This is a genomic window from Myxococcus hansupus (genome assembly GCF_000280925.3).
Lineage (GTDB): Bacteria > Myxococcota > Myxococcia > Myxococcales > Myxococcaceae > Myxococcus > Myxococcus hansupus.
This window is the reverse complement of record NZ_CP012109.1, coordinates 1,269,088-1,293,127: the sequence shown is the minus strand read 5'-3', so window position 1 is coordinate 1,293,127 and position 24,040 is coordinate 1,269,088. Positions and strand designations below refer to the sequence as shown.

Genomic DNA, 24,040 nt, shown 5'->3' with positions numbered 1-24,040 from the left:
CGCGGCCAGGCGTTTTCCGCCGCTTTCCGGGCGGCCTTTCCGGTGGGACTCCTTTGGAGACCACGGGGGGGGCCGCCCGTTTTGTTGACGCTCCTCGCGAGCAGGCGTTAGCGTCCGGCGCGGTGGGCGCCTCACCGGCCGGTCGCGCGCCCGGGAGGCGGTGAATCGAATGCGGACGTTCAGTCGGTGGCTGGCCCTTGCGGCCTGGGCGGCAGGGGCGTCCGCGCTCGCGGGTCCGAATGACCTGGAGATCGCTCGGTTCGGCAATCCCACCGGAGACAACGCGGTGGCGTCCGCCGACGCGGACTTCCAGGCGTTCGCCCGCATCATGGGCGCGGCCATCACCTCGGTGAACCTGATGCCCCCGGAGACGACGGGGCACTCGGCCTGGGCCATCAACGCGGAGCTCTCCGTGGTGTCCCTGCCGGGCAGCGTGAACATCCCCACGCAGCGAGAGCAGCCCTCCACGGTGCTCATCCCATCGTTCCACGCGCGCAAGGGCCTGCCCTTCTCGCTGGAGCTGGGCGGCCGCGTTGGCTGGGTGGAGGAGAGCAGCCAGGTGGTGGCCACGGGCGAGGTGAAGTGGGCCGCCAACGAGGGCTTCACCTACCTGCCCGACTTCGGCGTGCGCGGGCACGTGACGAAGCTGTTCGGCGCCAGGGACCTGAGCCTCACGGTGATGGGCCTGGACTTCGGCGTGGGCAAGCAGTTCCCCCTGGGCGGAATGGTGACGCTGACGCCCTACGGCGGCCTGGACCTGGGCTTCGTCGGCGCGACGTCCAGCCGCATCGACTTCAACCAGGACCGGTCCTTCGACGACACGACCGGGGATGACTCGCGCGAGGCGCTGACCGACACCGCCGTGTACCGGAAGGTGGGCTTCGGCAGTAACATCAACCAGCGCATCTACGGCGGCGTGCGGTTCATCGGTGGCGTGCTTCAGCTTGGCGCGGAGCTCTCGCTGACGCGCACGGGCAGCGTCTCCTACCAGGAGAACGGCAACACCGTGGAGCGGGGACTCCCGGCCGTGTTCGCCTTCAACACCACGCTCGGCCTGGACTTCTGAGCGTCACCCGGCGGGGTGCAGGGCCTGACGGACCGCCCCCGGCCGGTTGGTGATGAGGTAGCTGATGCCCATGCGCTCCAATTCATGGGCGCGCTGGGCATCATCCACCGTCCACGCCGCCACGCTCAGCCCCGATGCACGCCAGCCGGCCACGCGCTCCGGGGTGCAGGCCTCGTGGAAGGGGTGGACCGAGTGTGACGAGACGAGCGGGCTCACCGCGTAGGCCTGGACGGCCCAGGACTTGTCCGGGTCGATGAGCAGCCCCCGGCGCAGCTCTGGCGCCGCAGCCGCGAGCCGGAAGAGGCAGAGCGGGTTGAAGCTGGAGATGACCACCCGGCCCGCCAGCCCATGCTTGCGCACCAGCCGCGCCACCTGCTCCGCCAGGCCCCCGTCGTCAGCGCGCTCGCACTTGAGCTCGATGTTGACCAGGAACTGGGGCGGCAGGGCCCCCAGGACTTCTTCCAGCAGGGGGATGCGAGCAGGCGCGAAACCCAGCGGCGAGCCGACATCCGCGCGCTGAAGCTTCCACCACGGCGTGAGGCGGACTTCCCACGGAAGGCGTGCGAGCCGCTCCAGCCGCTCGTCGTGGCAGACGACGACCTCCCCGGAGCCACAGAGCATCGCGTCCAGTTCCACCCCGTCGGCGCCTTGGCGGGCCGCCTCGGCGAAGGCTTCCAGGGTGTTTTCGGGGGCGTCGGCGCTGGCGCCACGGTGGGCAAGCAGGAGCATGCCCTCCAGTCTGCGCTGGTGCGCGGCGGCGTGCAGCAGAAGTCCAACCGGGCGTACAGCGGTGGACGCGCGGCTTGCCTCCCCCCGCCCTTTGCTGCACTGTGCTTCATCATGCTGGGCCTCGGCCTCGGAGAAATCATCGTCCTCGGCTTCATCCTGCTGGTGGTCTTCTCGGCCGCCCGCATGGGTCAGCTCGGCAATGCCGTGGGCAAGTTCGTGTATTCGTTCCGGAAGGCGTCGCGTGGCGACGACCTGGTGGATGCGAAGCCACTCCCCCCTGCGCGTCGCAGCACCTCGGACGCCGAGTTCACCGAGCCCGAGCAGCCGCGCCGCCGCTAACGCGTCCCCTCGCCTCCTGTGAGCAGCCGAGCGGCCTGCGCGCGCAGGGCCGGGTGCAACGCCGCGTTCGCGACCAGCTCCCGCAAGTCGCCCGTGTTGAGCAGCGGAACGATTTTCGCGCCCGTCTCCGGAGGCAGGTACGGGTTGAAGACGAGCGCGCGCCGGATGGCATGGCGCACGGACCAGCGCGGTGACTTCCAGATTTCGATGAGGGGCTCGGGCCGAGCCGGACGACGCGCGGCGATGCGGACCACCAACTCCTCGGTGAGACGGGGGTTGATGAGCACGTTGCGCAGGACCGTCGGATTGCTGACGGTGGCCAGCCGCGACAGGGTATCCGGGTCCTTCGTGAGGCGGGCCTGCTGCTTCAAGTGGCCGAGCGACTGGGAGAACGCATTCGCATCCGCGCGCGCGGCGGCGTCCGCGTCCATCTCCAGCTTCGCGGGCCCCTGCGCGAACAGGTCCGCCACGGTGTCGAGCGACTGGATGTTCGCGAGCCGCCGCAGGGACTCCACGTGGGGAATGTGCTCGGACTCCTGCGCCAGCGCGGCCATGAAGTCGGAGAGCGCGCAGGCCGCGGGGCCCCATCCCGCCCGAGAGAGGGAGATGAGCTCACCTATCAGCTCGTTGGAGTCGAGCGGGTCTCTCCAGGCGAGCTCACGCGCGGCGGCCTTGCGCCGCACCTCCGCGCCGCCGCTCAAGGCGTGGATGAAGCGAGCGACAGTCCGTGCATCCTCCTGCGTGGGCATGATGGCTCACTCGCGCTTGCGACCCGCCTCCGCCGTCTTGGAGAGGTCGGGCTCCAACGTCAGCTCCAACCGGAAGCCCCCCATGTCCGTGGGGTGCTCCGGAAACACGATGACAAAGGGCGCCTTCGCCCCGGGCGCCACGGGCACCGCGGCCGCGTCGATGCGCTGGCGCAGGGCCGAAGCCGCCTCGAGCGTGCTGGCGGAATAGAGTTCTTCGGGCGTGGGCACGCCCCCACCAGCGCTTCGGAGGAGGCCACGCGCTGCTGTCCGTCATACAGCGCGGCGCGCACCCGGATGCGGGCGGCCGTCTCCGAGTGATTCAACGCCTCGCCCCGGACGTAGTAGAGGGCCCGGCCGTCGCGCGTTTCGTAGAGGCCGTTCGTCACGTCCACGGCCACGAGCGGCTTCGCCGTGGGGACGACCAGCGAGCGCACCGACTCCAGTGACAAGGCCGACAGGTCGACCCGCCCGTCACGCTGGTACATCCGGGCCGCGACACCCAACGCGGCGACCACGACCGCCGCCAGCACGAAGTTGACGACGAACCCCACCGCCTTGCCGAACCGACTCGACGGTCGCCGCTGGGGGATGCCCACGTCCTCGGGCCGGGCGGTGGGCTTGGCCACGGTGACCACGGGCTTCGTCGGAAGCCCGTCCACGTCCAGGACCTCGCGCTGAACGCCACTGGGCGCGCCCACGCGGCCCAGCGTCACCCCAAAGTCCTGGGCGCCCTCCATGGCGGGCACATCCGCGAGCAGCGATGCACCCGACAGGTGCTCGGAGCCTGGGGCGGTCGTCCCGAACAGCGCCGCACGCCCGGTGTCCGTCGGGTGCATCCCCGAGTCCTCACCGTGCGCGCCGAGGTCGAACAAGTCTCCGGGGTTCGAAGTGGCATCGTGCCCGGATGCGGAGGCCCCATCGTCTGGAGAGAGGCCGCCCGCCGCATCCAAGACACCGAAGGGAGACGGCGCCCCTGAGGCCCCGGCGTCCCCCGCCGCGCCAACGTCAATGGCCGCGAAGGGATCAGGCCCCGCTGGAGGCGGCGCGACCGGCGCGGCGCCAACGTCGATGGCCGCGAAGGGGTCAGGCCCCGCTGGAGGAGGCGCGACCGGCGCGGCACCCTTCGCGGATGAAGCCGGCGAAGCGCCCTTGGCCGACTTCGCAGGCGGCGCGCCGTGAAGGTCGATGGACGCGAACGGGTCCGCGCTCGCCTGGGGGGGACTGCTCCGGGCAGGCTTGGGCGCCGGGGTGCCATGAAGGTCGATGGACGCGAACGGGTCCGCGCTCGCCTGGGGAGGGCTGCTCCGGGCGGGCTTGGGCCCCGGCGCGCCGTGAAGGTCGATGGACGCGAACGGGTCCGCGCTCGCCTGGGGAGGGCTGCTCCGGGCAGGCTTGGGCGCCGGGGTGCCATGAAGGTCGATGGACGCGAACGGGTCCGCGTCCCCCGTCGGAGCACCGGCGTGAGCAGGCGGCGCGCCATGGAGGTCGATGGACGCGAACGGGTCCGCCCCCAACGGCGGCACAGGCGCGCTGACGGCCGCCCCTCTTGGACCCGAGGCGCCATGGGCGGACGCCGCTGGAGCCGCCGCGCTCCCCGCGTCGTCGATGTCGAGCGACGCGAACGGGTCGTCCTCCACGGGAGGAGGAGCGCCCGGGGACGCCGAGGACACCGGCGCCACATCGATGTCGATGGAGGCAAACGGGTCGTCTCCGCCATACGCGGGAGTTGCCGCGGACGGCTGACGCCCGGCGGGCCGCATCACCCCGAGCGCCACCGCGCCCGAGGGGCTGCCCCCCTGCGGAGGCGCCACGGCGCCACGGCGGAGCGCCCCCGCCGAGGCCGAAGCCTCGGGCCTGGCCGGAGCCGGCTCTCCCAAAAGGTCCGAAAACGGGTCCGCTCCGGGCGGAGGCGGTGCAGGCGGCACGGCCCCCCGGCGGGCACTGGCGGGGGAAACACCTGGAGGCGTGGACTCGGGCACCGGAGGCGCGGCCCGGTCCTCGAGGCCCATGGGAGGGCCCCGTGGCGGCGCGACGGGACCGGCGGCCCCCGCCTTGGAGGGCGGCGGACGTCCGGAATTCCCCGGAACTGGCACAACGAAGGCCCCGGGTGGGGGCGGCGGAGGCGCAGCCTCCGGCAGCGGCAACCGGGTGACGCGCGTCGGCTCCTGGAAGACGCTGTCATCCGAGCCCAGGTCCCCGTCCATGCTGTTCCAGGTCGAGGGAGGAGCGCTGGGGCGCTCAGGCAGGGGCCTGGTCGCCTCGACCCCCATCTCGAAATAGCCCGGCTTGGTGAGCTCCACCGACCGGGGGTCGGCAGCTACCCCGAAGCGCGCGAAGGGGTCGGCCTGCCCGTCCGTCGAGGGAGCGGGCGGCTCGGGAGGGGCGACGGCCGCGGCGTCGCGGGCGACCCGGAACGTGTTCTGGCATTTGGTGCAGCGGACCTTGACCCCCTTCTCGGTCACCTTCTCGTCGGGGATCTTGAACCGCGTCTGGCACCGCTCACACTTGACGATCATTCAGCAGGCCCGGCAGGAACCACGAGTATAGGACGACGGGGCGGACACGGCGAACCGGGTTCACGTTGCTTGCTCGCCTCCAACCCCTCTGCTACGAGAATCGCCCCTGCGAGACTCAGGCGGGGCACGTGGCTTGATGTCGAGCCCAAAAGGGGCGGAGAGACACATGAGCGAGGCTGAGCAAGCAGGCGCTCCGAACAAGGAGCCGAAGATCATCAAGCGGTACACGAACCGGAAGCTCTACGACACCGTGGAGAGCCGGTACGTCACCCTTGATGAGATCGCAGCGATGATCAAGGAGGGCACCGAGGTACGGATTGTCGACAACCGTACCAAAGAGGACCTGACCTCCGTCACCCTCGCTCAAATCATCTTCGAGGAGGAGAAGAAGAAGAACCAGATGCCGCTGTCGGTGCTGCGGGAAATCATCCGCCACCCCGGCGAGTCCATCTCGGGCTTCATCCAGAAGGAGGTCTCCCCGCGAGTCGCCTCCATCCGCGAGGAAGCGGAATCCCGCCTCGACAAGCTCCTGCGCCGGGACGAGAACGCCCCCCGCGCCGAAGGTGAAGCCGAGGAGGCGCCCGCCGAAGCCCCCGCCGAAACCCCGGACGCCGCCGCCGCGGGCCTCAGCCCGGCCGACCTGCTCAAGGCCAGCCAGCGCGCCTTCGAGGAGTGGCAGCGCCGCATCGACGAGCGCGTGAAGCACGTCGTCGAGAACCTCACCGGCAACCTCCCCGCCCTCGGCCGCGACATGGCCACGCTCACGCAGCGTCTCGAGGAGCTGGAGAAGAAGCTGGCCGAGGTCGAGCAGCAGAAGCAGCCGCCGAAGCCGGAGTAACGCTCCCGCCTCAGGCCTTGCGCGCCGCCCGCCTCCGCTTGGGGGCGGGCTCGCCGTGCAGCTCCGCCGCGATGGCCGCCAGCATCTGCGCGCCCCGGCTGCGCGGCGCGTACTCCCAGATGGTCTGTCCGTGGCTCTGCGCCTCGTCGACCTTCACGTCGTAGCCCAGCGGCGTGGCGGCCAGCGCGTCCGGGAAGTAGGCCTTCAGGCGCTCCAGAATCGCCGTGGCCAGCGCCGTCTTCCGGTACAGCGTCGGCACCACCTTCGTCACGCGAAGGTCGGGCCGCCCTTCCGCCTCACCCACCTGGCGCACGGTGTCCGCCACCTCCGCGCAACCGTCCAGCGCCAGGTACGTCAGCGCCACCGGCACCACGACCTCCGTGGCGGCCACCAGGATGTTGCGCGTGGTGGTCCCCATGGACGGCGGCGCGTCGAAGACGATGGCGTCGTAGCCCGCGGCCTCCGCAGCGCGCAGCCGGTCCGCCAGGCGGTGGGCACGGCGCGCGTCGGAGGCCACCACCACGGGGAAGTCCGACATCTCCTTGTAGGCCGGCAGCACGTCCAGCCCCTCCAAGGCGGAGCGCTGAACCACGTCCTCGAAGGTGACCGACGCATCCGTCAGCAGGTGGAACACGTTGCGCGGCAAGGTGCGGACATCCACGCCCAGCGCCTTGCCCGCATGCCCCTGCGTGTCCAGGTCCACGAGCAGCACCCGCAGGCCCCGCTCCTTGGCCAGCCAGGCGGCCGTGTTCACCGCCAGGGTCGTCTTGCAGGTACCACCCTTCTCATTGATGAACGCGATGCGCCTCATGGCCGGGCACTCCTCATCCACCGAGAAGGTGGTGACAACCGATTTCCGCCGCGCGGGCGAACTACTTCTTCTGCGGGGCCTTCGAGGCCAGCAGCGTGTCCACCTTGCCTTCAACGGACGAGAGCAGACGCTCCAGGTCGTCCACCTTCGAACGAAGCTGCTCCAGGTCCGCGGTGGACGGCAGGTTCGCCGCGGACAGGGCCGTGCGCAGCGCGCTGTCCAGGGTGCCCTTCGCGGCCAGGGAGCGCGACACCAGCGTCTGCACCGCCGTGACGAACTTCTCGTTCGACAGAAGCTGCTGGGCCAGCTTGCCGATGCGCTCCTCGCCCGTCTCGACGAGCTTCTTCATCACCGGATTGTTCTTGAGCATGGGGAACCGCGCGTCCTCGCGAATGGGGCCCTGCCGGGCCAGCGGGAAGTCTTGAAGAAAACGCCGCACTCTGCGAGGGGGCAACGCGACGTGTCAAGCAGCGCAACAACCCGAAGCCAAACGCGTTGACTCCCGTGAACACGATTCCTACGGTTCGCCGCTCTCTTTCTATGGCCGGACTACTCGACAAGCGACTGTGGATCGTCTCCGGCAAGGGCGGCGTCGGCAAGAGCACTGTCGCGGCGGCCTTGGCCTTGCGCTCGGCGCGCGCCGGCAAACGCACGCTGGTGTGCGAGGTGAACACCCAGGAGCGCGTCAGCCGCTTCCTGGAGCGTCCCGAGGCGGGCCCGGAGATACGCCTGCTGGAGGAGAACCTCTGGGCCGTCAACGTGCGCCCGCAGGAGGCCATGCGTGAGTACGGCCTCATGGTCCTGCGCTTCGAGACCCTCTACAAGACGGTCTTCGAGAACCGGCTGTCGCGGCAATTCCTCCGCTTCATCCCGTCCCTGCAGGAGCTGGTGCTGCTGGGCAAAATCATGTTCCACCTCCAGGAGAAGCTCCCGGACGGGCGCTGGCGTTTCGACACCATCGTCATGGACGCGCCCGCCACCGGCCACGCCATCTCCTTCCTCAGCGTGCCGCAGGTGCTGATTCAGACGGTGCCGCCGGGCCCCATGGCACGCGAAGCCCAGAAGATGCGCGACCTGCTGGTGGACCCCTCCGTCACCGCCGCCGTGCTGGTGGCCCTGCCCGAGGAGATGCCGGTGAACGAGGCGCTGGAGCTGCACGCGGCGCTGCGCGACAAGGTGAGCCTGCGCACGCACGCGGCGGTGCTCAACCAGTCCTTCCCGGAGCGCTTCACCGGCGCGGACTTGGAGGCGCTGCAAGGCCACCCGGAGCTGCTCGCCGTGGCCCAGGCGCACCACGACCGGGCGACGCAGGCGGTGCTCGCGGGGACCAAGCTGGAGCGCAACCTCCACGCGCCCGTCTACCCGGTGCCCCGGCTCTTCACCCCCGAATTCGGACGCAAGGCGATTGAACAGGTCATGGAGCACCTCGAACCTCTCGTGACGGGGGCCAAGTGAGCACGCCCCTCGCGCCCGCGCTCGCGGGCAAGCGCGTCCTCATCTGCGTGGGTTCCGGCGGCGTGGGCAAGACGACGGCGGCGGCGGCGCTGGCGCTGCGAGCCTCCGCGGACGGGCGCTCCAGCCTGGTGTGCACCATTGACCCGGCGAAGCGGCTGGCCAACTCGCTGGGCCTCACCGCGCTGGGCAACGCGGAGACGCGCGTTCCCGCCACCGCGCTGGAGCCCCTGGGCATCCAGCCGCGCGCGCCCCTCTACGCGATGATGCTGGACATGAAGCAGACGTGGGACGAGCTCATCGCCCGCGTCGCCTCGCCCGAACAGCGCGAGCGCATCCTGTCCAACCGCTTCTACCAGTCGCTCTCCACCGCCCTGGCCGGCAGCCAGGAGTACATCTCCATGGAGAAGCTGTGGGAGCTGCGCCGCAGCAGCAACTACGAGCTCATCGTCCTGGACACGCCGCCCACCGCGCACGCGCTGGACTTCCTGGACGCGCCCAACCGGGTGCTGGACTTCCTGGACAACGACGCGGCGAAGTTCCTCCTCACCCCCGCGTTGAAGGCGGGCAAGCTGGGGATGTCGCTGTTCAACCGCGGCGGTTACGTCATGCGCGGGCTGGCGAAGTTCACCGGGACGGAGATGCTCCAGGAGCTCTCCAACTTCCTGCTCGCCATCTCCTCCCTCAACGAGGGTTTCCGCGAGCGCGCGCGCGGCGTGCGCCAGCTCCTGGAGGACCCGAACACCGGCTTCGTGCTGGTGACGAGCCCCCATCCCGAGCGCATGGACGAGGCCATCCACTTCCACAAGATGCTCAAGCAGCACCGCATGGAAGTGGTGTCGCTGGTGGTCAACCGCGTGCACCCCATGCCCACCCCGTCACTCTGGGAGGACGCGGCCACGCTGACGCCCAGCCGCCGCGCCAAGGTGGAGGAAACGCTCCGCGAGCAGCAAGTCATGGCCGAGCAGGACCACGCCGGCATCGCGCAGCTCCAGGCCGCCTGCCCGGGCGTCCCCATCGTCCAGGTGCCCCGCTTCGCGATGGATGTGCACGATATCTCCGCCCTGTGGCGTACCGGACGCTATCTGGTGGGCGACGAGTCGCACGGCTGAGCTCGCAACGCCTGTGTTTTCCCGTTTCGCCCGGTGCCCTTGCGCACCGGGCGCACTTCTTCAGTGCTGCCGTCCACGGGAAGCAGGCGGCCGGGGAAGCGCGGCAGGGGTCCACGCATTAAGCTGGCGGGCGCGGTGACGGTGGTGGGAACTCCACGGGGACTGGTGCTGTCCTGGGAGGTGGCCGGTCCAGCGGGAGGATGACGCCTTGAGTGGGAGAAGGGTGAAGCACATGCCAGTGCGCCGGTGGTGGTGGGTGGCGGCGTTGGGAGTCGCCGTGTCCGGGTGCCGGACGACGGGCTCCGCCGCGCGGGATGAGGCGAGCGCGTCAGCGACGCCGCGGCAGGAAATCCAGTTCGACGCGGTGACGGTGACGGCGGACCTGGAGCTGGACAAGCTCAACGACGAAGAGCTGTTCGCCGCTGGCACCTCGGCCTTCGCGGCGAACGAGTTCCAGCAGGCGGCGCGCTACTTCGGCCGGCTCGCGGACTTCTTCCCGGACAGCCAGCACCGCCGCGCGGCGCTCTACAACGCGGGCCTCTCTCACCAGCGACTCAAGGAGTGGGAGGAGGCCGGACACCGCTTCTCCGAGCTGGCGGACCCGGCGAAGGGCCAGGGTGACGCGCTCGACGCCGCCTTCCGCGTCGCGGAGGTGGACTACCACCTGGAGCGCTTCGAGCAGGCCGCGAAGGCGCTGGGCACCATCGCCGCGCGCGCGGACGTGCCCGTCAACCGCCGCCTGGAAGCCCAGGTGCAACAGGGCATCTGCCAATTGGAGAGCGGCGCGCCGGAGACCGCGGAGACGACGCTGCGCAAGGCGCTCTCCACCTACGACGCATTGGAGGACAAGGGCGAGGTGGACGACTACTTCCCCGCCCAGGCCCACTTCTTCATGGGGGAGCTGTACCGGCTCCACTACGACAACGTGAAGCTGGCCCCCGCCAAGGGCGTGGACAAGCTCTCCGAGGACCTCAACTACAAGGCGGAGCTGCTCCTCTCCGCGCAGGGGCACTATCTGCGCTCCATCCGCGTGGGCAACGGCTACTGGGCCACCGCCGCGGGCGCGCAGATTGGCGCGATGTACGAGAACCTCTATGAGCACATGGTGAACTCGCCCGCTCCCGCAGAGCTGGACGCCAGCGAAGCCGAAATCTACCGGCAGGAGCTGCGCAAGAAGGTCCGCGTGCTGCTCACCAAGTCCATCAACATCTACGAGCGCACCCTGGAGACGGCCGAGCGCATCGGCTCGCAGAGCACGTTCGTGGACCGCACGCGAGAAAGCCTCGCCAAGGTGAAGGCCCTGCTGCTCGCGGACGCGGAGGCCGAGCCCGCGACCTCGGCCCCGTCCGCGCCCGTGAGCGAACCGCACACCTGAGCGCGACGCTCCGCCCCAGGCTGGGCAGGCCGGGGCCCCCGGCGTAGCCTGGGGCCCATGGAGCCCCTGTTCACCCCCGAGCAACTGGCGGAGATTCACGCCTACCACCAGCCCTATTACATCCGGGCCGCGGTGGAGCCCTTCGTCCGGCTGGCCCTGCTCCTGTTGCTCCTGGGCGTGCTCGTCCAGCCCTTCTACCGACTGGCCACGGCGGCGGCGGCGGGCCTGGAGCGACGGCTCGGCTTCCTCCGCACCGCCCCCGTCAGCCGCGCCTTCTTCAGCGCCATGGACCGGTTGTGGGGAGAGCCCGGCTGGGGCGCGGCGGTGATTTTCGCGCTCTTCACCGACCTCTTCGTGACGCTCGTCTACCTGCCGGTGGACGTCTGGTTCAGCTACACGCTCGAGCACCGGCACGGCATGTCCACGCAGACGCCCGGCACCTTCGCGTGGGACCTGCTCAAGGGCCGTTTGATTGCGGCCTTCGCCATCGCCGCGCTCGTCATCGGGCTCTTCGGGCTGGCGCGCAGACTGCGGCACTGGTGGCTGGTGTTGGGCGTCCCCGTGGCCCTGATGCTGCTCGTCTCCTCCGCGCTGGACCCGTACCGCGGACGCATCTACTTCGACCAGAAGCCGCTCGCCGAAGGCCCCGTGCGCGAACGAATCACGGGGCTCATGAAGCAGGCGGACATCGCCTTCGCCGACGTCATGGTGGAGGAGACGTCCGTGGCCTCCCGCCGGCTCCAGGCGTACTTCGCCGGGCAGGGCCCGACGCGGACCATCGTCCTCAACGACGTCATCCTCAAGGAGCTGAGCGAGGACGAAGTCCTGGCCGCGGTGGCCCACGAAGCAGGCCATGTGCAGGAACCGAAGTGGCCCGCGCGCATCGCCTCGTCGCTGGCGCTCGTGGCCCTGCTCTTCGCGCTCGACCGGCTGTTGCGGCTGTCGGCGTCCCGAGGCTGGTTCGGGACCCACCGCTTCGCTGACATCCGGAGCCTGCCCCTGCTCTCCCTGCTCTTCTTCTTCGTCATGGTGACGGCACGGCCCATCTCCGGGGCGTTCTCCCGGGAGCGGGAGCGCGAGGCGGACCGCTATGCCCTGCGGCTCACGGGCGACGTCGACGCCTTCCGCCGCATGCTGGTGAAGGCCGCGCGCGTCAACAAGATGAACCCCGAGCCCCCCCGGTGGGTCGTCCTCAAGGGCATGAGCCATCCGCCCATTGGCGAGCGGCTCGCCTCGCTTCCTCCTCCGTGAAACAGCGGTCGACAGGTGGGCTCCCCCCTCCCCTTCCTCCACCACGCCTCGTCCCCGAGCCCACCCGCCGACTGCCTCCACCCCGGCCGCTCCCCGCCAGCCGGGTGGCCCCACACCACCCGCCACGCCGCTACGGCTGAGCGCCCTCCTTCATCTTCTCCACCGCCATCAACGTGATGGCCTTCACCAGCGCGCGCGCCCGGCGGCCTCCCGCCGTCTCGCCATGCGGGTCCGCCTCCACGGCGTTCGCCAAGTCGGTGAACCCCTGCCGCTCGCCCTTGCGCAGGTAGAGCTCGCCGCGATTCGCCAGCGCCACCGGGTTGTCGGGCTCGCGCTCCAGCGCGGCGCTGTACTCGGCGATGGCGTCCTCCAGCTTGCCCAGCTTCTGGTACACGGTGCCCAGCGCCGCGCGCGCCGCCGCGTCCTTCGGGTTCCCCTCCACCAACCCCTCGAAGAGGATGCGAGCCTCTTCCAGACGGCCCGCCGCCGCCAGGTCGCAGCCCACCTGGGCAATGGCCTTCGCCTCCTCGAAGGTCATCCCCTCCACCTCGGCCCAGGTCATCTCGCCCCGGGCGAACGCCTTCAGGTTCCGCACCGCGCCGCGCTGCATCCGCATGGCCACTGCTCCTTCGTGTTTGATGACGCGTCCCATGACGGCTCAGGCGCTCCGCAGGTTGGAGATGGCCGTCTTGGCCATCTCGTGGAACTTCGACGACATGTTGCTCATCAGGTCGAACATCGCCTTGCGCTTCTCGACCAGTCGCTGAAGCCGCAACTCCAGCTCCTGCATGCTGCTCTCCAGCTTCGCGCCCGCCTTGCGGTCCGACTCGCCGGTGCCCAGCGTCGCCCGCTGGTCGCGCACGTTGGCCATCTGCTCCATGACGTCGAGAATCTCCTCGTCCGTGTCGCTGGAGATGGACATCAGGATGGCTTGAATCTTGTCCTCGATGCTCATGTTGGGGTTGTCGACGATGCTCCGCACGTTCGAGGAAGTGCCGCCCGTTCCGCGGACTCCCCCCGAGCCGTTGGTGCCCCCGCGCTCGGCGTCCACCTGCCGGAGCGCGGCCGTGACGTCCGGCCTGCCCACGATGCCGTCCCGCGTGCCAACCCCGGCGGCCATCTCCAGCCGGTCGAAGTAGGCGGGATGGTCCTTGAGGAACTGCGCCGCGCGCTTCAACGTCGACGAGGCCGCCGGACTGGCCAGGATGGCGTCCAGGCTGTCGCGCGTGAAGCGGTTGTCCTTCACCCCCGCCGCCGTATCGAAGGTGTCCCAGTTCGCATCCAGGATGCGCAGCACGTCGTGGTACTCGCGCAGGTCCGGGTCCACCGCGCTCGGCGTCGAGGGCGGCACGCGGTCCACGCCGGGCGTGGAGCCGCCCCCGGGTGTGCCCCCCGTCGTCGGAGGTGGTGGCGTGGGCCGCCCACCGCCAGGCCCAGGCACCGAGGGACTTCCGCCGCCGCCAGGCCGCGTGGGCCGGCCGTACTTCGCGAACTCCGACTCCACCACGGTCAGCTCGCGCCGCAGGTCCTTCACGGTGAAGGTGTCGAGGTTGTACAGCGGGGAGAAGATGCCGATTCGCGCCAGGGGCCCCTGGCGGTCGAGCCGCTCGAAGAAGGCCGTGTTCTCCACCATGAAGCCCGCCGCGTCGCGGAGCTGCGGCGACAGGCTGGCGTCCGCGGCGATGCGCTTCAAATCCTTCTTCGACAGGACGCCGCTCTGCTTGCCATCCACCAGGTCCAACTGCTGGAAGTTCGCCTCCAGCACCCGCAGCGCGTCCGCGTAGTCCAGCATCTTCGGGTCCAGCGGACTGCTCCCCGGGCCCAGGATGGGCGACGAAGACGCGGAGGAGGAAGGCGCGTAGCCGTTGTCCGTCTTCGCATGGCTGGAGGAGGACGCGCGGTACTCCGTCTTCGCGGGTGGGTTCTTGGACAGCTCCTGCGCCGCCCCCATGGCGCCGCTGGCGGCCAGCATGACGTTGCCCGTCGCGGCGCCCGCGGCGACCTTGATGGAGTTGGTGATGAGCGGCGGCAGTCCCAGCGCATTGCCAGCGAAATCCACCACCCCGGCCATGGGGCCCGCCAGCAGGTTGGCCGCACCTTTGAGGAAGTCGAGCATGAACCCTCTCGCGCGACGGGGTTGAAGTGAACGCCGCGCTGTCGTCATTCGGACGGGCCGTGGAAATGCAGCGGCGGTGCCGACGCACGGCACTCGGCGCGCCCAGCGAATTCCGGCGGTTAGCCCTCCGAGCAACCGGGGCGCGTCCCCAGGCGCGGACGGAGCGGTCCACGGCGAAGGATTGCGGTTAAGTTGCGCCGCATGCGCACCATGGGCCTGGACCTGGGCACCAAAACCATTGGAGTGGCCGTCTCGGATGGCCTGGGGCTCACCGCCCAGGGCGTCACGACGGTTCGCAGGACCTCACTCAAGGCGGACCTCGCCGCGCTGGCCGCGGTCGCCAGCGAGTACGAAGTCCGTCATGTCGTCCTGGGCATGCCGCTCAACATGGATGGCAGCGAGGGCCCTCGCGCGGAGGCCTCCCGGAAATTCGCGGACACGCTCGCCCAGTCGCTCGATGTGACGGTGGAGCTGTGGGACGAACGCCTGTCCACCGTGGCCGCCACGCGGACCTTGCTCGAGGCCGACGTGAGCCGGGCGCGCAGGCGAGAGGTCATCGACCAGGTGGCCGCGCAGTTCATCCTGCAAGGGTGGCTGGATGCCCGCCGGCCCGCGGACTCCGACTACCACCCGGACGACTACGACCCGGAGCCGTGAACGAGGCCCACGGGAACATCCGTGGGCCCGCGTGCCGGAAGCCGCGTGTGACTACGGCTGGCGGCGATACACGTGCAGCGGGGCGGAGAAACCCTCCAGTTCCTGATAGGCGACGCCGTCCAGCACCAGCGAGCGGCCCTCCAGCTTCACGCCCGCGTCCGTCGCGAGGGAACCGCCGTCGAAGCGGACGAGCACCTCCGGCCGCGCCTCACGCAGGCGCTGACGGAAGGTGTCCCAGCGCACGCGCGCCAGCCGCTCCTCGGGCAGGCCGGAGAAGAAGGCCAACTGCAGGTCCATGTAGTTCGGGTCGACGTCGAGCGCCGCGGCGCCGCCCTTGGACGCCACCTCCGCCTTCAGGAACTTCGCCACCTGCATCAGGTTGACCGGGTTCGTGGAGGTCGGGCTCACCGGCCGCATGGTGTCTTGGAGCGGGCCGTCCGAGCGGAAGGTGTAGAGCCCCATCGCCACTGGCACGGCCACCGCCACCAGGGCCGTCACCCCCGCCAGCGCCTTGCGGACCGCCGGGCTCCCGCGAGCGCCCATCACCCACGCGAAGCCCAGGGCCACGAAGACAGGCACCAGCGCGATCTGCGTCACCGTGAAACGGCCCAGGGGCACGAAGGTCAGCAGGACGGACGAGCGGAACGTGAAGTAGGCGGCGGGAATCACCGCCGCGGCCACCAGCCAGCGCGTGTCCGGACGGGACTTCCACGCGCGCACCATGCCCAACATGCCCAGGAGCGCCACCAGCGGCGACAGCGTCAGCAGGGCGATGCCCGGCCAGAACGCGAGCTGCTTCAGCCGCCAGACGATGGTGGACCCCGACCCCACGGACGACTGCACCCAGTTGCGGTGGAAGTCCTCCACCGCCGCCACCGGGAAGAACGGGTTGCCGTGAAGCAGCTCGTTGCCCTGCATCCACAGCAGCGGGAACGGCAGGCACACCAGACCGAACCCCACGGCCCGGGTGAGTGCCACCACCTTGTCGGCGCTGCTGAAGCACAGCGCGAGCGTGAGCAACGGGATGTACATCCACGCGTCGTAGCGAAGGGCGCACGCCAGATTGAGCATCAGCGCCGCCGAGAACAGCGGCGAGAAGCGGTTCTCGTCCACCCCTTCCGCGTACAGGGCGAAGGTGGCCAGCATGAAGAAGAGGGACACCGCCTCGCTGCACGCCGTGGTGGCGAACTGCATGTGCATGCCCCACGCGGCGAAGCTCAATCCCGCCACCACGCCGGCGCGCCAGCCGAAGAGCCTCCGCGTCAGCGCGAACAACGGCACCACCGACAGCACGCCGAACAGCAAGCTCACCACACGGCCCGCGATCTCCCGGTCGAACACCGACAGCGCCGTGCCCACGAGGTACAGGTGCAGCGGGCCGAACTGGTACGCGCCGTCGCCGTAGGCGGTGATGAGGTGCGGCGCCCGGAACCAACGCTCCGCCAGCTCCGTGCGCACCACCGCGTCGCCGAAGAGGTTCTCGTTGACGAAGAACACCACCAGCCGGGGCACCAGCGTCGCCGCCAGCAGCAACCCGACGAGCAGCCGGGTGCTCGGCTCATGCTGAGGCGCGGGCACTGCTGACAGGCCGGGTGTGATGGGGGGTGACACAGGGTGGGGTGCGGGGGCGGTAGCCATGACGCGCGGCAGGATACGCAGGCACGGCCCAAAGCCAAGCCAAGGGCCACGACTCCCCTGCTCGGAGAGCGTTCCTGACTTCACCGAGCGCGAACCTCTCCTGCTTCCCCGGCCCAAGGAGCAGCAACCACCTCCCTGGCAAAGGACGCCAGGGAGCCACCCCGCTCCAGGCTCACCCGGGCGCGGCGGGTGACCACCAGGCGCCGGGGGCCCTCCGTGAGCAGCTCGGTGCTCGACGTGAAGACGGCCTCCAGCCGAGAGGGAAACGGCTGACGCAGGTCGAAGCGCAGCTCTCCCTCCGCCACGGGCGCCGCCGCGCCTTCGGGACGCCGGGTGTGAACCTGGAAGCGGACCCGGCCATGGTGGCGGTGCAACGCCACCAGCTCGTACGCGACGACGGCCAGTCCGCCAGGCCCCCGCGTCCGGGCCACCGCCCAGCGCGCCCCCGGACCGACGGGGGACTCCGGAAACTGCGGCGTCGTGAACCACTCCGACGACAGCGCGGCCCCCACCCACGCACTCAAGTCGGACGAAGCCCCCACGCCCAGCGCCAACCCACCCTGGACGAGCTGCCCCGTGCCGGAGAGCACGACCACGCCTTCGCGGCCACTCATCGCGCCCAGCGCCTCCGCCAGACGCCAGGCCGTCTCGGCCCCCTCCTCGTCGACAGCGCGGACCTCGGGCCGCCCCACCCTCACGCGATATCGCGCCCGCCCGCTCCCCGCTTCGGACGCCCACGCCACCTGCAACGGCACCGATATCTCGGGGCCGTACTCCGTGCGCAGCTCCTGGTCCGCCCCGGTCCCCAGCGTGGTCTCCACCTCCGGCGACACCCGCAGCGTCGCGGCCGTGTCCCATCCCGGAGGGTGCGCCAACCGAAGCACCCGCCTGGGCGAGTCGCCGGCATCCAGCAACGCCACGGCCACCGCGTCTCCCTCCACGGGTGGCACGGCATGAACGAGCGTCCCGAGCAGACAGGTCGCGATGAGCAAGACGGGCACCAGACACTCCGGAATCGAACAGACCGGCGGCGCCAATGCATGGGGCGTGCACAAAGGCACACCTCGGGGACGCGCGTCCGAAGCGTCCAGGATGCGAGACGGAGCGTGTGAAACACAGCGCGCGGAATCCGGAGGCCGCTCGCCTGCTCCCGACGTCAGGCCGAGCGTCATGCCGAACAGGAGGCGCTCGCGTGAAGGCTCAGCGCCGACATGTGCAATGAAAGGACACGCCGCCCCACAGCCCATCCGAGCACTGCCGCTGCCGAGCGCCAGGGAAAGAACCGTTCAGGCGTTCACTACCCCTCCGCGCCGCCGGTGTGCGCCTACCCCCGTGGGCGAGGGCCCTTATAATCAAAGTGCCTTTTCACCCCGTGGAGGGGGTGCGCCTTCGGGCGTTCCATCCCTGACACGAGCGTAACGCGCGGTCCCACTCCGCGGCGGGGTCCCGAAGGGGCAGCAGGGCTGTTGTGCCTGGGACCTCGTCGGGGTGGGTGTGGAATGGCAGTCATGCCCTCCAGGTTGACCATTTTGGCCCCCTGCCGGCGCGGCTCCTCCGCGTCCCGGGTGGCTCCGAGGGAGAGACATGAAGGACGCTGAGAAGGGTTCGTGGGTCTCCAGAATCGCCGCGTTGCAGGACGCGAAGACCTACGCGGAGCTCAACTGGGAAGGCTCGTTCGAGGAGTACCTCGAGGTCGTCCGGCAGAATCCCAAGGTCACCCGCACCGCCTTCCAGAGGATCTACGACATGATCCTCAGCCACGGAAAGACGGAGTACATCGACAACAAGAAGAAGCTCATCCGCTACCACTTCTTCAGTGACGAGAAGTTCGGCGGCCGTGACGCCATCTTCGGACTCGATGTGCCGCTGATGAAGCTGGTCAACGTCTTCAAGTCCGCCGCCCAGGGCTACGGCACCGAGAAGCGCGTCATCCTCCTGCACGGCCCCGTCGGCTCGTCCAAGTCCACCATCGCGCGCCTGCTCAAGAAGGGCACCGAGGACTACTCCAAGACGCCCGAGGGCGCCGCGTACACCTTCTCCTGGAACATCGACAAGAAGGGCACGGACGGGCACACCGTGAAGGAGAAGATGAAGTGCCCCATGAACGAGGAGCCGCTCAACCTCATCCCGCGCGAGTGGCGCTCCAAGGTCTACGCGGAGGTGTGCCCGCCCGAGTCCGGCTACACCATCCCCGACGGCTCCGAGCTGTGCCCCGCCTGCCGCTTCGTCTTCAAGGACCTGATGACGCAGTACCAGGGTGACTTCGCCAAGGTCATGGACCACGTGCGCGTCAACCGGCTCGTCTTCAGCGAGAAGGACCGCGTGGGCATTGGCACCTTCCAGCCCAAGGACGAGAAGAACCAGGACTCCACCGAGCTCACCGGCGACATCAACTACCGGAAGATCGCCGAGTACGGCTCCGACTCCGATCCGCGCGCCTTCAACTTCGACGGCGAGTTCAACATCGCCAACCGCGGCATCATCGAGTTCGTCGAGGTGCTCAAGCTGGACGTCGCGTTCCTCTACGACCTGCTCGGCGCGTCGCAGGAGCACAAAATCAAGCCGAAGAAGTTCCCGCAGACGGACATCGACGAGGTCATCCTCGGCCACACCAACGAGCCCGAGTACAAGAAGCTCGAGAACAACGAGTTCATGGAGGCGCTCCGGGACCGCACGGTGAAGATCGACGTGCCGTACATCACCAAGCTGTCCGAAGAGGTGAAGATCTACGAGAAGGACTTCAACTCGCGCGCCATCAAGGGCAAGCACATCGCGCCCCACACGCTGGAGATGGCCGCCATGTGGGCCGTCCTCACGCGCCTGGAGGAGCCCAAGAAGCACAACCTGTCGCTGCTCCAGAAGCTCAAGCTCTACAACGGCAAGACGCTCCCCAACTTCACCGAAGACAACATCAAGGAGCTGCGCAAGGAGAGCAACCGCGAGGGCCTGGAGGGCATCTCTCCCCGCTACATCCAGGACAAGATCTCCAACGCGCTGGTGAGCGACAAGGGCGAGGGCTGCATCAACCCCTTCATGGTCCTCAACGAGCTGGAGGCCGGCCTCAAGACGCACTCCCTCATCAACAACGAGGACACGCGCAAGGGGATGAAGGAGCTGCTCACGTCCGTGAAGCAGGAGTACGAGGACATCGTCAAGAACGAGGTCCAGCGCGCCATCTCCGCGGACGAGGACGCCATTGGCAAGCTGTGCGGCAACTACATCGACAACATCAAGGCCTACACCCAGAAGGAGAAGGTCAAGAACAAGTACACCGGCCTCTACGAGGAGCCGGATGAGCGCCTGATGCGGTCCATCGAGGAGAAGATCGACATCCCCGAGACGCGCAAGGACGACTTCCGCCGCGAAATCATGAACTACATCGGCGCGCTCGCGGTGGAGGGGAAGACCTTCAACTACCGAACCAACGAGCGGCTCCACAAGTCGCTGGAGCTGAAGCTGTTCGAGGACCAGAAGGACAGCATCAAGCTCAAGAACCTGGTGTCCTCCGTCGTGGACAAGGAGACGCAGGAGAAGATCGACCTGGTGAAGGACCGGATGATGAAGAACTACGGCTACTGCGAGATCTGCTCCACGGACGTGCTGAACTTCGTGGCCAGCATCTTCGCCCGGGGCGACGCGAAGGAGTAACCCCCAGAGAGAGGCGTGTGCCGTGACCTTGAAGATTCACCAGGACCACTCCCGCTTCAAACAGATTGTCCGGGGGAAGATCAAAGCCAACCTGCGCAAGTACGTGCAGAAGGGCGAGATGATTGGGAAGAAGGGGAAGGACGCCATCTCCATCCCCATTCCCTTCATCGACATCCCCCGCTTCAAGTACGGCCACAAGGAGCAAGGCGGCGTCGGACAGGGTGAAGGCGAGGTCGGCCAGCAGCTCGGCCCCGGGGCGGTGGAGCCCGGAGAGGGCAAGCAGGCCGGCCAGGGCGAAGGCGACCACGCGCTCGAAGTCGACGTCACGCTCGACGAGCTCGCCCAGATATTGGGCGAGGAGCTGCAGTTGCCCAACATCGAGCGGCGGCAGAACGAGCGGCTCATCAGCCAGAAGATTCGCTACACCGGTATCAACACCACCGGCCCGGAGTCGCTGCGGCACTTCAAGCGGACCTTCAAGCAGGCCCTGCGGCGGCAGATTGCCTCCGGCACGTATGACCCGGCGCGGCCCGTCATCGTCCCCACCCGGGAGGACCGGCGCTACCGCAGCTACAAGCTCCAGGACCTGCCGGAGACCAACGCGGTCATCATCTACATGATGGACGTGTCCGGCTCCATGGGTGACGAGCAGAAGGAGATCGTCCGCATCGAGAGCTTCTGGCTCGATACGTGGCTGCGCCACCAATACAAGGGCCTGGAGGCGCGCTACATCATCCACGACGCGGTGGCGCGCGAGGTGGACCGCGACACGTTCTTCCACACCCGCGAGTCCGGCGGGACGATGATCTCCAGCGCCTACAAGCTCTGCCGGGACATCATCCTGGCGGACTACCCGAAGAGCGCGTGGAACATCTACCCGTTCCACTTCAGCGACGGGGACAACTGGAGCGCGGACGACACGCGGCAGTGCATTGAGATGCTGCGCAACGACGTGCTGCCCAACGTCAACCAGTTCGCCTACGGCCAGGTGGAGTCACCCTACGGCAGCGGCCAGTTCATCAAGGATTTGCGCGAGGCGGTGGGGGACACGCCCAACGTCGCGCTGAGCGAAATCGCGGACAAGGACGCCATCTACGCGTCCATCAAGGACTTCCTCGGCAAGGGCCGCTGAACCTCAGCGTCCCTGTCCCACCGGAGCGACTGCCCGATGCCCAAGAGCCTCACCCCCCGCCTCGCCGCGCTCAGGGACGAAATCCATGGCCACGCCAAGGAGTTCGGCCTGGATTTCTTCGACACCATCTTCGAGATGGTGTCCTACGACGAGATGAACATGGTCGCCGCGTACGGCGGCTTCCCCACCCGCTATCCCCACTGGCGCTGGGGCATGGAGTACGAGCAGCTCGCCAAGGGCTACGAGTACGGGCTGAGCAAAATCTACGAGCTCGTCATCAACAACGACCCTTGCTACGCCTACTTGATGGAGAGCAACCCGGAGGTGGACCAGAAGCTCGTCATGGCCCACGTCTACGGACACTGCGACTTCTTCAAGAACAACTTCTCCTTCCGGCACACCAACCGCCGGATGATTGACGAGATGGCCAACCACGCCACGCGGGTGCGGCGCTGGGTGGACAAGATTGGCGTGGAGAAGGTCGAGGACTTCATCGACCGGACGCTGAGCCTGGAGAACCTCATTGACCAGCACGCGCCGCACATCCGGCGCAACCCGGACCCGAGGAAGGCCGAGGACGAGCTCAAGGCCAACGAGCGCGTGGAGGGCTTCAAGGTGGGCCGCGAATACATGCGCGGCTACATCAACCCGTCCGAGTTCCTCGACTCCCAGCGCAAGAAGGTGGAGGACGAGAAGCAGCGCGCCAAGAAGTTCCCCGAGCGCGCCCAGCGCGACGTGCTGCTCTTCCTGCTGGAAGAGGCCCCGCTGGAGCCGTGGGAGGCGGACATCCTCGCCATCCTCCGCGACGAGGCCTACTACTTCGCGCCCCAGGGCCAGACGAAAATCATGAACGAGGGCTGGGCCAGCTACTGGCACTCCACCATCATGACGCGCAGGGCCCTGCGCGATGACGAAATCATCGACTACGCGGACCACCACTCCGGCACCATGGGCACGCGCCCCGGCGCCATCAACCCGTACAAGCTGGGCATCGAGCTGTGGCGGGACATCGAGGAGCGGTGGAACAAGGGCCGCTTCGGCAAGGAGTGGGACGAGTGCGACGATTTGCGCGCGCGCCGCTCCTGGGACAAGAAGCTGGGCGCCGGCCGCGAGAAGATTTTCGAGGTCCGCAAGCACTACAACGACATCACCTTCATCGACACGTTCCTGACGCCCGAGTTCGCGATGGAGCAGAAGCTCTTCGTGTACGGCTTCAACGACAAGCGCAACTCGTGGGAGATTCTCGACCGTGAGTTCCGGAAGGTGAAGAACAAGCTCCTCCAGGGGCTCACCAACTTCGGCCAGCCCATCATCGAGGTGGTGGATGGCAACTTCGAGAACCGCAGCGAGCTGCTGCTGACGCACCGGCATGACGGCCAGGACCTCAAGGGCGACTACGCGCGCGAGACGCTGCGCAACCTGCAGTCGCTCTGGCGCCGGCCCGTCAACATCCTCACCCGGTACGACAACAAGGGCACCATGCTGCGCTTCGACGGGCAGAGCCACTCAGAGCGGAAGGTCGACCTCTGAGCGGCCCCGCCGCGGTGCCTCAGAGATTCACCGACTGCATGGACTGCTCCGGGTAGCGAAGGCCCGCGGCCACGCCCACGGGTGAGGCCTCATCGATGCGCCGGAGGTCCTCCGGCGTCAGCTTCGCCTGGAGCGCGCCCACGTTCTCTTCCAGGTAGCGCACGTGCTTCGTGCCCGGAATGGGCACGATGTCCCGCCCCTGATGAAGCACCCACGCCAGCGCGAGCTGTGAGGCCGTCACGCCCTTGGCGCGCGCCAACTCCTGGATGCGCTCCACCAACTGGAGGTTGCGCTGGAAGTTCTCCCCCTGGAAGCGCGGGGAGCCGCGGCGGAAGTCGCCCTCGGGCAGGTCCTCGAAGCGGCGGAAGCGCCCGGTGAGGAAGCCGCGCCCCAGCGGGCTGTACGCCACGAAGCCGATGCCCAGCTCACGCAAGGTGGGCAGCAGCGCGTCCTCCGGGTCCCGGCTCCACAGCGAGTACTCCGTCTGGAGCGCGGTGATGGGGTGGACCTTGTGCGCCCTCCTAATGGTGGCCGGCGCGGCCTCCGACAGCCCGAGGTAGCGGACCTTGCCCTGCCGCACCAGCTCCGCCATGGCGCCCACCGTCTCCTCGATGGGGACCTTCGGGTCCACGCGGTGCTGGTAGTACAGGTCGATGGAGTCCGTGCCCAGCCGTTGGAGGGACGCCTCACACGCGGCGCGCACATACTCCGGCCGGCCGTTGACGCCCACCCAGCTTCCGTCGGAGCGCCGCTCGTTGCCGAACTTGGTGGCAAGCACCACGTCCCCGCGCCGGCCCGCCAGCACCTTCCCCACCAGCAGCTCGTTGGTGAAGGGGCCGTACATGTCCGCGGTGTCGAGGAAGTTGACGCCCAGCTCCAAGGCCCGCTTCAGCGTGGCGAGTGCCTCCTGCTCGTTCGACTGACCGTAGAACTCGCTCATGCCCATGCAGCCCAGCCCCATGGCGGGGACCTCGAGCCCCTGCGAGCCCAGCTTGCGCTTCTCCATGTGTTCCTCCTCGCGTGCGAAGGCGGGCGCGCGGTGCCGCCCGGCCCACCCGCAAAGTGGGCAGCGCGCATCGAG

At 68.7% G+C, this 24,040-nt stretch carries 21 protein-coding genes; 11 read left to right on the top strand and 10 right to left on the bottom strand.

Annotation, left to right across the window (positions count from 1 at the left end; genetic code table 11):
- Positions 1–169: 169 nt before the first annotated feature.
- On the top strand, positions 170–1,066 hold the full coding sequence (locus A176_RS05350) for a hypothetical protein (protein WP_002638868.1): 897 nt from the start codon (positions 170–172) through the stop codon (positions 1,064–1,066).
- A 3-nt stretch (positions 1,067–1,069) separates the two neighbouring features.
- Here the strand turns inward: A176_RS05350 and A176_RS05345 are convergent, their stop codons facing one another.
- The gene (locus A176_RS05345) at positions 1,070–1,795 is read right to left on the bottom strand and encodes a glycerophosphodiester phosphodiesterase (RefSeq protein WP_002638867.1); all 726 of its coding nucleotides are present in this window, start codon (positions 1,793–1,795) and stop codon (positions 1,070–1,072) included.
- On the opposite strand from A176_RS05345, the gene A176_RS39645 reads away from it, so the two are divergent.
- Positions 1,778–2,134, top strand: coding sequence for a twin-arginine translocase TatA/TatE family subunit (locus A176_RS39645; protein WP_226994207.1), 357 nt, complete (start codon positions 1,778–1,780; stop codon positions 2,132–2,134). The two genes, A176_RS05345 and A176_RS39645, sit on opposite strands and share 18 nt — an antisense overlap.
- Here the strand turns inward: A176_RS39645 and A176_RS05335 are convergent.
- On the bottom strand, positions 2,131–2,883 hold the full coding sequence (locus tag A176_RS05335; protein ID WP_002638866.1) for a hypothetical protein: 753 nt from the start codon (positions 2,881–2,883) through the stop codon (positions 2,131–2,133). The genes A176_RS39645 and A176_RS05335 overlap by 4 nt on opposite strands.
- Positions 2,884–2,942: 59 nt before the next feature.
- A complete protein-coding gene (locus tag A176_RS37805) occupies positions 2,943–5,399 on the bottom strand; it encodes a zinc-ribbon domain-containing protein (protein WP_226994206.1) in 2,457 nt (818 codons plus the stop codon).
- A 166-nt stretch (positions 5,400–5,565) separates the two neighbouring features.
- Here A176_RS37805 and A176_RS05325 point away from each other — a divergent pair, with 166 nt between their 5' ends.
- Positions 5,566–6,237 carry a polyhydroxyalkanoate synthesis regulator DNA-binding domain-containing protein gene (locus A176_RS05325; protein WP_002638864.1) on the top strand — a complete coding sequence of 224 codons (672 nt, stop codon included), beginning with the start codon at positions 5,566–5,568 and terminating at the stop codon, positions 6,235–6,237.
- Positions 6,238–6,247: 10 nt separating this feature from the next.
- Here A176_RS05325 and A176_RS05320 read toward each other — a convergent pair whose 3' ends face one another.
- Positions 6,248–7,048, bottom strand: coding sequence for a ParA family protein (locus A176_RS05320; protein WP_002638863.1), 801 nt, complete (start codon positions 7,046–7,048; stop codon positions 6,248–6,250).
- A gap of 61 nt (positions 7,049–7,109) precedes the next feature.
- Positions 7,110–7,418: a hypothetical protein gene (locus A176_RS05315; protein ID WP_044889674.1), complete on the bottom strand. Its 309-nt coding sequence runs from the start codon at positions 7,416–7,418 to the stop codon at positions 7,110–7,112.
- Positions 7,419–7,588: 170 nt separating this feature from the next.
- Between A176_RS05315 and A176_RS05310 the strand changes: the two genes are divergently transcribed.
- From A176_RS05310 to A176_RS05295, 4 genes are all read left to right on the top strand, one after another.
- The gene (locus A176_RS05310) at positions 7,589–8,503 is read left to right on the top strand and encodes an ArsA family ATPase (RefSeq protein ID WP_002638861.1); all 915 of its coding nucleotides are present in this window, start codon (positions 7,589–7,591) and stop codon (positions 8,501–8,503) included.
- Positions 8,500–9,612, top strand: coding sequence for an ArsA family ATPase (locus tag A176_RS05305; RefSeq protein WP_044889634.1), 1,113 nt, complete (start codon positions 8,500–8,502; stop codon positions 9,610–9,612). The genes A176_RS05310 and A176_RS05305 overlap by 4 nt, the downstream gene beginning before the upstream one ends.
- A gap of 232 nt (positions 9,613–9,844) precedes the next feature.
- Positions 9,845–10,987 carry a tetratricopeptide repeat protein gene (locus A176_RS05300; protein ID WP_044889675.1) on the top strand — a complete coding sequence of 381 codons (1,143 nt, stop codon included), beginning with the start codon at positions 9,845–9,847 and terminating at the stop codon, positions 10,985–10,987.
- 57 nt (positions 10,988–11,044) lie between these two features.
- A complete protein-coding gene (locus A176_RS05295; RefSeq protein ID WP_002638859.1) occupies positions 11,045–12,238 on the top strand; it encodes a M48 family metalloprotease in 1,194 nt (397 codons plus the stop codon).
- A 130-nt stretch (positions 12,239–12,368) separates the two neighbouring features.
- On the opposite strand, the gene A176_RS05290 is transcribed toward A176_RS05295, so the two are convergent.
- Positions 12,369–12,890, bottom strand: coding sequence for a tetratricopeptide repeat protein (locus A176_RS05290; protein ID WP_021781104.1), 522 nt, complete (start codon positions 12,888–12,890; stop codon positions 12,369–12,371).
- 6 nt (positions 12,891–12,896) lie between these two features.
- On the bottom strand, positions 12,897–14,354 hold the full coding sequence (locus A176_RS05285) for a hypothetical protein (RefSeq protein ID WP_002638857.1): 1,458 nt from the start codon (positions 14,352–14,354) through the stop codon (positions 12,897–12,899).
- A gap of 201 nt (positions 14,355–14,555) precedes the next feature.
- Here A176_RS05285 and ruvX point away from each other — a divergent pair, with 201 nt between their 5' ends.
- On the top strand, positions 14,556–15,011 hold the full coding sequence (gene ruvX / locus A176_RS05280; RefSeq protein WP_044889635.1) for a Holliday junction resolvase RuvX: 456 nt from the start codon (positions 14,556–14,558) through the stop codon (positions 15,009–15,011).
- Between the two features lie 51 nt (positions 15,012–15,062).
- On the opposite strand, the gene A176_RS05275 is transcribed toward ruvX, so the two are convergent.
- Positions 15,063–16,733 (bottom strand): ArnT family glycosyltransferase, encoded by a 1,671-nt coding sequence (locus A176_RS05275; RefSeq protein WP_044889636.1) that lies wholly within the window; start codon positions 16,731–16,733, stop codon positions 15,063–15,065.
- A complete protein-coding gene (locus tag A176_RS05270) occupies positions 16,730–17,650 on the bottom strand; it encodes a hypothetical protein (protein WP_002638854.1) in 921 nt (306 codons plus the stop codon). Before A176_RS05270 ends, A176_RS05275 begins: the two co-directional genes overlap by 4 nt.
- 583 nt (positions 17,651–18,233) lie before the next feature.
- On the opposite strand from A176_RS05270, the gene A176_RS05265 reads away from it, so the two are divergent.
- The 3 genes from A176_RS05265 to A176_RS05255 are packed head-to-tail and all read left to right on the top strand — an operon-like array spanning position 18,234 to position 22,959.
- Positions 18,234–20,297 (top strand): PrkA family serine protein kinase, encoded by a 2,064-nt coding sequence (locus A176_RS05265; RefSeq protein ID WP_002638853.1) that lies wholly within the window; start codon positions 18,234–18,236, stop codon positions 20,295–20,297.
- A 22-nt stretch (positions 20,298–20,319) separates the two neighbouring features.
- Positions 20,320–21,429: a DUF444 family protein gene (locus A176_RS05260; protein WP_002638852.1), complete on the top strand. Its 1,110-nt coding sequence runs from the start codon at positions 20,320–20,322 to the stop codon at positions 21,427–21,429.
- 36 nt (positions 21,430–21,465) lie between these two features.
- Entirely contained in the window at positions 21,466–22,959 is a 1,494-nt protein-coding gene (locus tag A176_RS05255) for a SpoVR family protein (RefSeq protein ID WP_002638851.1), read from the top strand.
- 19 nt (positions 22,960–22,978) lie between these two features.
- Here the strand turns inward: A176_RS05255 and A176_RS05250 are convergent, their stop codons facing one another.
- Complete coding sequence (locus tag A176_RS05250; protein ID WP_002638850.1) at positions 22,979–23,965, bottom strand: aldo/keto reductase; 987 nt, start codon at positions 23,963–23,965, stop codon at positions 22,979–22,981.
- Between the last annotated feature and the right edge of the window lie 75 nt (positions 23,966–24,040).